Genomic DNA, 2,314 nt, shown 5'->3' on the forward strand with positions numbered 1-2,314 from the left:
AACGACCGCAAACACCCCTTCGTGTGGACGAAACCGGTCGAGGAGATTCTCAAGAAAGCTCAACCGAAAACCAACTAACGAAACGCGACACTAGGGGAAGGATCTCACCCCAGCGACGCGACGAAGGTGGCCGCGATGGCTTCGAGGCCGCGCTGGTCGTGTTCGGTGAACCGGTCGGTGACGGGACTGTCGAGATCGAACACCCCGATCAGTCGGTCGCGGTGAATGAGCGGCACCACGATCTCCGAGCGGCTGTCGGCGTCGCAGGCGATGTGATCGGGTACGGCATGGACGTCAGCCACCAACTGGGTGGCTCGGGTGCGGGCGGCGGCCCCGCACACACCCTTGTCCAGCGGGATACGGACACACGCCGGCTTTCCCTGGAACGGTCCCACCACCAGTTCGGTGCCGTCGAAGAAGTAGAAGCCCACCCAGTTGACTTGTGGCAGGGCGTGATACACCAGCGACGAGAGATTGGCGGCATTCGCGATGCGATCGGGCTCGCCCTCGATCAGGCCGCGGGCGGCGTCGTCGAGCGCGGCATAGTCGGGTACTGGCCGGTCCGGTGCCGACTCACTGGGATCGGGGACCGGCACGATGTCGAAACTCATGATGTCAGCGTTCCATTCGTCCCGCTCTCGATCACAACCGGCTAGGCCGGTACCGCCGCGTAGGCTGAGTCGGCGAACCTGCCCGGGGTGCCGGTCCGCGCGATCACGTCGGCGGCAGGTTCACCGGTCACCCGCGCGATGAAGGCGTGCGCATCGTCGAGAGAGTTGATGTGGCGCAAGGGTTCCGGATCGGAGATGAGATCGACGAGTGCTGTCGCGAACGCGGGGCTCGCCGCGGCTGCGGCGAAAAACGACTGTCCGATCTCCGCATACTGCGGGTCACCCAGATAGAGCTTGGTGGCCTTGGTGGCGATCTCCCCACGGGTGCGCCAGAACTCGTCGAACCTCTCCTCCAGCCAGGCCTTGTCGAACGCCCCGTCATGGTCGCGCGCGGCGGCGACGAGCGCCGCGGCCTGGATCAACGCGCTCTGCGCGCCTTGGGCGGCGATCGGGTCGTGGGCGATGGCGGTGTCGCCGAGCGCCAGCACGGGATGCCCACCCGGGGTGAGCGCCACCGCCTTGCGCACTGTCGGTGTCACGGCTCCCGACAACCAGGAGTGCGAATCCGCGGTGATGATCCGGGTGGCCTCCACCTCCGGCAGGTCGAAGTCGAGGTAGTCGCGGAACAACTCACGCACCACGCGGTGGGTCGACTCGGCGTCGTGTGCCTGCGCGAAACGGTGATCCCACTCGCTGCCCGGCCGGGCGAACCCCAGGAACGACCAGCTCTGTCCGGCATCCTTGTGCAGGTAGGGTCCCCACCACGCCTCGCCTTGCTCGACGACCACCGACAGCGAGTTGTGCGCGCCACCCGACGGACCGCGGTGAGCGAACACGTCAGGGCCGTGACCCAGTCCTTCGGCGTTGAACAGCAACAGCTTTCGCTGCGGTTCCGGGTAGAAGGGCCGTGCCTCGTCCACCGGGAACAGATCGGTCAGGCCCCTGCGTCCGGCGGCCACCAGGGTCAGGTCGTGGGTGGCCGCGATGTGGTCGAGTTCGTCGATGTCCACGGTGCCGACGTGATAGCGCCCGCCGAGGTCGAGCAGTTGCTGCAGGCGTTCGACGGTGATCAGGCGGGTGTCGACGGCCGCTGCCCGGTATCCGCCGTAGGCGGCGTCGAACTCGAGCAGATCTTCGCGCTGGGCGCCGCGGCCGGCCAGCACGCGCACACTCATCCCGGTCACCGGCGGCACCCGGTCGAGGAAGCCGACCACCCCCAGATCTCGTTCGGCTTGCTGGGCCAGCGCGGAGATGGCCGCGGTACCCGACACGGGAACGTCGTCGCGAAGTCCGGCGGGGTCGCGGTCTCCGTAGAGGTCGACGTCGAATCCGGCGCGACGGAATCCGACACCGGCGGAGGTTCCGATGGGGCCGGCGCCGATGATGGCTACCGATCGTGATGCGGTCATGAGTTCACCTGGGCTTTCTGTGCGAGTCGTTGCGGGCGGTTGCCGCGTGGAAACCCTTGGCGACCATCGTGAGCGGCGGGCGCCGCCGGCACGATCATTGCGCGCAGCCCGATCTCAAGTCACGGCACGCGTCACACCCGGCAGCTCAACTCCATGGTGTCTGCGCCCTTGCCGGGAAAATTGATACTGACGTAGCCGTTGCTAGTGTCGCGTGTCGTTAATTAGTTTATGGTTCGTGGTTTGAGAGAATTGGCTATGGCGAATTCTGCGGCCCCGGCTCTTGGCCTGCGTGAT

Annotated in this window: 2 protein-coding genes; both read right to left on the reverse strand. The window is 66.5% G+C overall.

Annotation, left to right across the window (positions count from 1 at the left end; all coding sequences use genetic code 11):
* Window positions 1-104: 104 nt before the first annotated feature.
* Entirely contained in the window at window positions 105-611 is a 507-nt protein-coding gene (locus ACWDSI_RS20385) for a GAF domain-containing protein (protein ID WP_449757675.1), read from the reverse strand.
* Window positions 612-652: 41 nt separating this feature from the next.
* Entirely contained in the window at window positions 653-2,020 is a 1,368-nt protein-coding gene (locus tag ACWDSI_RS20390) for a styrene monooxygenase/indole monooxygenase family protein (RefSeq protein WP_449757676.1), read from the reverse strand.
* Window positions 2,021-2,314 lie beyond the last annotated feature (294 nt).

This window comes from Gordonia sp. NPDC003429, from assembly GCF_053588575.1.